This window comes from Bradyrhizobium sp., from assembly GCF_030697065.1.
Classification (GTDB): domain Bacteria; phylum Pseudomonadota; class Alphaproteobacteria; order Rhizobiales; family Xanthobacteraceae; genus Bradyrhizobium.
Genome location: NZ_JAUYQU010000066.1, coordinates 1 through 5,763 on the forward strand (window position 1 = coordinate 1; position 5,763 = coordinate 5,763).

The 5,763-nt window shown below is 63.4% G+C and carries 7 protein-coding genes and 1 tRNA gene; 7 read left to right on the top strand and 1 reads right to left on the bottom strand.

Annotation, left to right across the window (positions count from 1 at the left end):
- The 3 genes from Q8R73_RS04675 to Q8R73_RS04685 all read left to right on the top strand — a co-directional run.
- A partial coding sequence (locus Q8R73_RS04675; protein ID WP_305718369.1) for a TIGR02300 family protein occupies positions 1-378 on the top strand: 378 nt, incomplete at its 5' end.
- 65 nt (positions 379-443) lie between these two features.
- Positions 444-519, top strand: a tRNA-Ala gene (locus Q8R73_RS04680).
- 140 nt (positions 520-659) lie between these two features.
- Positions 660-920, top strand: a complete 261-nt coding sequence (locus Q8R73_RS04685; RefSeq protein ID WP_305718370.1) for a GIY-YIG nuclease family protein — start codon at positions 660-662, stop codon at positions 918-920.
- 41 nt (positions 921-961) lie between these two features.
- Here Q8R73_RS04685 and Q8R73_RS04690 read toward each other — a convergent pair whose 3' ends face one another.
- Entirely contained in the window at positions 962-1,420 is a 459-nt protein-coding gene (locus Q8R73_RS04690; protein WP_305718371.1) for a MarR family winged helix-turn-helix transcriptional regulator, read from the bottom strand.
- A gap of 165 nt (positions 1,421-1,585) precedes the next feature.
- On the opposite strand from Q8R73_RS04690, the gene Q8R73_RS04695 reads away from it, so the two are divergent.
- The 4 genes from Q8R73_RS04695 to Q8R73_RS04710 all read left to right on the top strand — a co-directional run.
- Complete coding sequence (locus Q8R73_RS04695) at positions 1,586-2,011, top strand: organic hydroperoxide resistance protein (RefSeq protein WP_305718372.1); 426 nt, start codon at positions 1,586-1,588, stop codon at positions 2,009-2,011.
- A 171-nt stretch (positions 2,012-2,182) separates the two neighbouring features.
- The gene (locus tag Q8R73_RS04700; RefSeq protein WP_305718373.1) at positions 2,183-3,388 is read left to right on the top strand and encodes a CaiB/BaiF CoA-transferase family protein; all 1,206 of its coding nucleotides are present in this window, start codon (positions 2,183-2,185) and stop codon (positions 3,386-3,388) included.
- A 280-nt stretch (positions 3,389-3,668) separates the two neighbouring features.
- The gene (ugpB, locus tag Q8R73_RS04705) at positions 3,669-4,982 is read left to right on the top strand and encodes a sn-glycerol-3-phosphate ABC transporter substrate-binding protein UgpB (protein WP_305718374.1); all 1,314 of its coding nucleotides are present in this window, start codon (positions 3,669-3,671) and stop codon (positions 4,980-4,982) included.
- 102 nt (positions 4,983-5,084) lie between these two features.
- The coding region (locus Q8R73_RS04710) for an ABC transporter permease subunit (protein ID WP_305718375.1) at positions 5,085-5,763 on the top strand (679 nt) is incomplete at its 3' end.

The following is a 5,763-nucleotide window of genomic DNA, read 5'->3' on the forward strand; positions in this document are numbered from 1 at the left end:
AAGAAGTTTTACGACCTCAACAAGAACCCGGTGATCTCACCCTACACCGGCGAGGTGGTGCCGATCGCGCCGATTCCGCCGCCCCGGACCCGTGCCGACGCCGCGGCGCGCGCCGCTGCAGCCGCATCCGCCGCTTCAGCCGCCGAAGCTGTGGAGCCCGCCGAAGCCGAAGAATTGGTGCCGCTCGAGGAGGCCGATGCCGAGGAAAATACCGGCAAGGTCAAGGCCGTGGTTCCGGAGTCCGAGGACGACATCGAGATCGACGAGACCATCGAAGACGACGATGACGATGATTCCACCTTCATCGCCGACGAGGAAGAGGGCGACGAGGACGTCACCGACATCATCGGTGACGTCGGCAACGACGAAGAGACTTGAGATCGCCCCTGAACTGTGTTCAGGGTTTTTCCCCGCGCGTCGCCCAAGGCGCGCGGGACATCTAAGGGGCCATAGCTCAGCTGGGAGAGCGCTTGCATGGCATGCAAGAGGTCGGCGGTTCGATCCCGCCTGGCTCCACCACGCTTCGCCCTTCGGGCTACGCGTGGCGCAGCCACGCAAGAGCCCGAATGGCGAAGCGTGGTGCCCGGCGTAGCCTTCTTGGGCGAAGACGGGCTGGAAAAGGCCTTCTGATACCAAGCTCAAGCCACGTGTGGGCGCCGATGTGGTACGTCTACATCATCCGGAGCATCGATCATCCCGGGCAGGAATATGTCGGCGCAACCGCCGATCTGAAACGGCGGCTGCCCGAGCACAATGCTGGCAAATCCGCGCACACCGCCAAATTCATGCCTTGGCTGTTGGTCTGGTACTGCGCCTTCCCAGACAAGCACAAAGCACTGGAATTCGAGAAATACCTCAAATCCCATTCCGGCCGGGCGTTCACGAAGAAGCGCCTCTGCGGCTCGGCTGTAAAATTGTAGCAAGCATCGGCCCTACCCCGCACAAACCGCCGAAAGTCCCCCTACTCCCCCAGCGCCACATTCAGCCGGTCGCGCAATGCCACCAGATCGTTCTTCATCGCCAGTAGCTCGGCGACCGAGCAGTTCGAGGCGGCGAGGATGCCCTCGGGCACCGCCCTGGCTTCTTCCTTGAGGGCATGGCCCCGGGGCGTCAGAGCGATCAGCACGTGCCGCTCGTCTTCGGTGCTGCGGGTGCGCCTGACCAGTTCGGCCGCCTCCAGCCGCTTCAGCAGGGGGGTCAGCGTGCCGGAATCCAGCATCAACCGGTTGCCGATGTCCTTGACCGGCACGCCATCGCGCTCCCACAGCACCAGCATCACCAGATACTGCGGATAGGTCAGCCCGAGCCGGTCGAGCAGCGGCTTGTAGGCGCGGTTGAAGGCGTGCGCGGTGGAATAGACCGCGAAACAGAGCTGATTGCCGAGCAGCAGCGGCAAATCCGCCGCGGGTTTCCTGGCCATTTTGATCCTCTTCGTCACGGACTTGCTGCCCGGCTTCCATGTGGGCCCTGACCGGCGCGGGATCAATTGTATCCAATTGGATTGTGCGCTCACAGTTATTTGTATTGTGCAAAGTTATATTGTGCACAATTTAACTGGCATGGAACCCCAGCAAGGAGAAATACGATGTCCGTGAATGTTCTCTACAAGACCAGCGCCAAGGCCACCGGCGGCCGCGACGGTACCGCCGCGACATTGGATGGCGCGCTCGACGTCAAGCTCGCCACCCCGAAGGAACTGGGCGGTGCCGGCGGCGCTGGCAATAATCCGGAGCAGCTTTTCGCCGCCGGCTATGCCGCCTGCTTCATCGGCGCGATGAAATTCGTCGCCTCGCAGGGCGGCCCCAAGGTACCCGCCGATGCGACGTTGACCTCGACGGTCGGCATCGGACCGCACGCAGCCGGCGGTTTCGGCCTCGACATCGACCTGGAGGTCGCGCTGCCCGGGCTTCCGCGCCCGGAGGCGGAGGCGCTGGTCGAGAGGGCGCACCAGGTGTGCCCCTACTCCAACGCCACCCGCGGCAATGTCGATGTGCGCCTGAAGATCGTGTGATGGCCGCCGCCGAATGGCCCGCTGACCGTGGCGGGCCATTCGCCTTACCGGCGTTCGACATGCATCCGGATACGGGAAGGCATTCCCGCTGGCATTTGCGCGTCGGCGTGGCGGATGCTTAATGGCCGCGACGTTCCCGTGGACCTCGCAAGCAACGGCCAAGAAGCTCCCATGACCAATGAAACTGCTCCCGGCGCGATGACCGGACTGCGCGTGATCGACCTGACGCGCGTGCTCGGCGGACCCTATTGCACCCAGATCCTCGCCGACCACGGCGCCGACGTGATCAAGGTCGAGCCGCCGGCCGGCGACGAGGTGCGCGACTGGGGCCCTCCGTTCCACGGCGAAGACGCGGCCTATTTCGTCGGTATCAACCGCAACAAGCGCTCGATCGGGCTCGATCTCGCTTCCGAGGGCGGCCGCGCGGTGCTGCTGAAGATGCTGGAGAGCGCCGACGTCCTGATCGAGAATTTCAAGCCGGGCACGCTGGACAAATGGGGCATCGGCAACGACGTGCTGCGCGGCAAATTCCCGAAACTGGTGCACTGCCGGATTTCCGGCTTCGGCGCCGACGGCCCGCGCGGCGGCAATCCCGGCTATGACGCCATCATCCAGGCCATGACCGGCATGATCGCCGCGACCGGCTCGCCGCAGAGCGGGCCGATGCGGATCGGCGTTCCCTTGGTCGACATCACCACCGGGCTTTACGCCGCGATCGGCATCCTGATGGCGCTGTCGGAGCGGCAGAAGTCCGGGGTCGGGCAGTTTCTCGAGACCACGCTGTACGAAACCGGCCTTGCCATCATGCACCCGCATGCCGCGAATTATTTCATGCACGGCAAGCCGCCAAGCCTCACCGGCAACGAGCATCCCAATCTGGTGCCCTACGCGATCTTTCCGACCCGCACCGACAACATCTTCATCGGCGTCGGCAATGACGGCACCTTCCGCAAGCTGGCCAAGGAGATCGGCAAGCCCGAACTCGGCACCGATCCGCGTTTTGCCCGCAACAAGGACCGCATCGCCAACCGCGACGCGCTGCGCGCCGAGCTCGCCGCCGTGTTCAGCCAGCACGACGCCGGGCCGCTGTGCGATCGCCTGCTCGCCGCCGGCCTGCCGGCGGGTCCGGTGCAGTCGATCGACCAGGCTCTCACCAGCGCCCACACCGCGCATCGCGGCGACGTTATCGCGAAGGACTGGTACAAGGGGGTCGCCTCGCCGATCCGGCTTTCGCGCAGCAAGCCGAGCCTGCGCCGCACCCCGCCGAAATTCAGCCAGCATACCGTCGAGGTGCTGGGCGAGTTCGGGTATTCGAAGGCCGAGATCGATGCCATGGTCGCCGCTGGGGCGGTCTGCGGCAGCGACCGGAAGCGCTGATACCCTCTGGCGTCCTTGCCAAAGCGGCGACTCATATTAGTTCCGGGCCGGAGGTGTCTGCCTCCGTGCCTAAACGATGGGCCGCGACGTTTGGATCCCGGTTCGCACTCACAAGAGTTGGCTTGGCCGGGACGACAGCAGCGATCGGCTCTGCCTATTTTCCGGCTTCCCCTGGCCGCCGCTTCCCCGATCTCGTGCTTTCGCCTATATGGTCATTTGCACGTCATCCAGCGCTGTTAACGCGCGAAACGAAGATGATGATCCAACCGGGAGGATTCTAATGATGCTACGACCCTTCGGCCTTGCCTCTGCGCTGGCGACAGCGCTGGCGCTCGCAACGCCCGCTCACGCCGTGACCGAACTGCAGTGGTGGCACGCCATGACCGGCGCCAACAATGACGTCGTCAACAAGCTCGCGGCGGAATTCAACGCCAGCCAGTCGGACTACAAGGTGATGCCGTCCTTCAAGGGCGGCTATCCCGATACCATGAACGCCGGCATCGCCGCGTTCCGCGCCGGCAATGCGCCGCACATCATCCAGGTGTTCGAAGTCGGTACCGCGACCATGATGAGCGCCACCGGCGCCATCAAGCCGGTCTACCAGCTGATGAAGGACGCCGGCGAGCCGTTCGATCCCAAGGCCTATCTGCCCACCATCACGGGCTATTACTCGACCTCCAAGGGCGAGATGCTGTCGTTTCCCTTCAACTCGTCGTCGACGGTGATGTGGATCAACAAGGATGGGCTTAAGAAGGCCGGCGTCGCCGAAATCCCGAAAACCTGGCCGGAAGTGTTCGAAGCCGCCAAAAAGCTGAAGGCGGCCGGTCACGCCACCTGCGGCTTTTCCAATGCCTGGGCGTCCTGGGTCCATATCGAGCAATTTTCCGCCTGGCACAACGTGGCGATCGGCACCAAGGCGAACGGGCTCGACGGCTTCGACACCGAGTTGAAGTTCAACTCGCCGTTGCACGTCAAGCACCTGCAGAACCTGATCGACCTGCAGAAGGACAAGACCTATGACTATGCCGGCCGCGCCAATGCCGGCGAGGCCCGCTTCGGCTCGGGCGAGTGCGCGATCTTCCTGACTTCCTCGGGCTATTACGGAACCGCCAAGGGCACCGCCAAGTTCGATTTCACCGCTGCGCCGATGCCGTATTATCCCGACGTCGCCGGAGCCCCGCAGAACTCGATCATCGGCGGCGCCTCGCTGTGGGTGATGGGCGGCAAGAAGCCCGAGGAATACAAGGGCGTCGCAAAATTCTTCGCCTTCCTCTCGGACACCAACCGCCAGGCCAGGCTGCACCAGGAATCGGGCTACCTGCCGATCACCAAGGCGGCCTATGACAAGACCAAGGCCGACGGATTCTACGAGAAGAATCCAATCCTGGAAACGCCGCTGAAGGAACTGACCAACAAGGAGCCGACCGAGAATTCGCGCGGGCTGCGCTTCGGCAACATGGTGCAGATGCGCGACGTCTGGGCCGAGGAAATGGAAGCGGCGCTCGCGGGCAAGAAGACCGCGCAGGAAGCCCTCGACGCTGCGGTATCGCGCGGCAATGCGATGTTGCGGACGTTCGAAAAGACCGCAAAATAAGTCTTTGATAATGGCTCCCTCTCCGTTCGGAGAGGGAGCTTTCATCCGGGACTTGCCTGCGATTCGCACCGACAGACCGCCGGGAACGGACAAGACGCCTGAATGGAAAAATCCGCGGTCTTCAACAGCAGCAAGCTGCTTCCCTACGCGCTGCTCGCGCCGCAGCTCATTGTCACTTTCGTGTTCTTCTACTGGCCGGCCAGCCAGGCGGTCCTGCAATCGTTCAAGCGCGAGGATGCCTTCGGCCTTGTTTCCGAATTCGTCGGCCTGGAGAATTACCAGGCGCTGTTCGCGCAACCCGAATACTACAAGGCGATGCTGACGACGCTGGTGTTCTCGACGCTGGTCGCGGGGTTATCGCTCTCTATCGCGCTGTTGTTCGCAACCCAGGCCGACAAGAACCTCAAGGCCGCGCCGGCCTACAAGACCTTCATGATCTGGCCCTATGCGGTGGCGCCGGCGGTGGCCGGTGTGCTGTGGTTCTTCATCTTCCACCCGTCCCTCGGCACCCTGGCGCGTCCGCTGCGCGGAATGGGGCTCGACTGGAATCCGCTGCTGAACGGCAACCACGCCATGACGCTGGTGGTGATGTCCGCGGTGTGGAAGCAGATCGCCTATAATTTCCTGTTCTTTCTCGCCGGACTGCAGTCGATCCCCAAGAGCGTGATCGAGGCCGGCGCGATCGACGGCGCGGGTCCGATGCGGCGGTTCTGGACCATCATATTTCCGCTGCTGTCGCCGACCACCTTCTTTCTGCTGGTCGTGAACGTCGTCTACGTGT

Bases quoted from the DNA above. Each gene is read 5' to 3' on its own strand.
- Q8R73_RS04685 (WP_305718370.1), top strand. From the start codon at position 660: ATGTGGTACGTCTACATCATCCGGAGCATCGATCATCCCGGGCAGGAA.
- Q8R73_RS04690 (WP_305718371.1), bottom strand. From the start codon at position 1,420: ATGGCCAGGAAACCCGCGGCGGATTTGCCGCTGCTGCTCGGCAATCAG.
- Q8R73_RS04695 (WP_305718372.1), top strand. From the start codon at position 1,586: ATGTCCGTGAATGTTCTCTACAAGACCAGCGCCAAGGCCACCGGCGGC.
- Q8R73_RS04700 (WP_305718373.1), top strand. From the start codon at position 2,183: ATGACCAATGAAACTGCTCCCGGCGCGATGACCGGACTGCGCGTGATC.
- ugpB (WP_305718374.1), top strand. From the start codon at position 3,669: ATGATGCTACGACCCTTCGGCCTTGCCTCTGCGCTGGCGACAGCGCTG.